This is a genomic window from Halomonas sp. AOP30-A1-24 (assembly GCF_052378165.1).
GTDB classification, from domain to species: domain Bacteria; phylum Pseudomonadota; class Gammaproteobacteria; order Pseudomonadales; family Halomonadaceae; genus Vreelandella; species Vreelandella citrativorans.
The window spans coordinates 1-585 of record NZ_JBQSXL010000098.1 but is presented as its reverse complement, the minus strand read 5'-3'; the positions used below and the strand labels follow the sequence as shown (position 1 = coordinate 585).

Genomic DNA, 585 nt, shown 5'->3' with positions numbered 1-585 from the left:
ACCTAGGCATCCACCGTGTGCGCTTCATTGCTTGACCCTATAACCCGAAGGGGTCTGGTATCTCGCAATGACAACGATTGCCGGATACGCTTGAGACGTATCACACAACAATTACGTATCAACGTTTTAAAAAACGTTAATGTCAGCATGATATACATTGTTAAAGAGCAACTGTTCAATGAACAGTGATAAAGCGACGTCTAAAAACGTGCGACTTATCAATGGTCACAAAACAAACAAACGGTCAGGATAATGGTGGAGCCAAGCGGGATCGAACCGCTGACCTCCTGCGTGCAAGGCAGGCGCTCTCCCAGCTGAGCTATGGCCCCATTTTGGACACTTACCTCTCGGAATTTTATTCAACACAAGGCATTTTATGGCGAAGCATAGCCTGCTATGCGAGTCATAAAATAACGCAGAGATGGATAAAATTTGGTGGGTCTGGGCAGACTTGAACTGCCGACCTCACCCTTATCAGGGGTGCGCTCTAACCAACTGAGCTACAGACCCAAGAGGGGGATCGTGCTTAAACCGTTTGCTCTATGATCTGATCAGGTAATTCATTGTGGACGTTTACCGCGAGGA

At 47.2% G+C, this 585-nt stretch carries 2 tRNA genes; both read right to left on the bottom strand.

Annotated features, from left to right (window positions below):
* Positions 1-253: 253 nt before the first annotated feature.
* Positions 254-329: transfer RNA gene (locus ACT3TJ_RS18045), tRNA-Ala, on the bottom strand.
* A gap of 104 nt (positions 330-433) precedes the next feature.
* A tRNA-Ile gene (locus tag ACT3TJ_RS18040) sits at positions 434-510 on the bottom strand.
* Positions 511-585 lie beyond the last annotated feature (75 nt).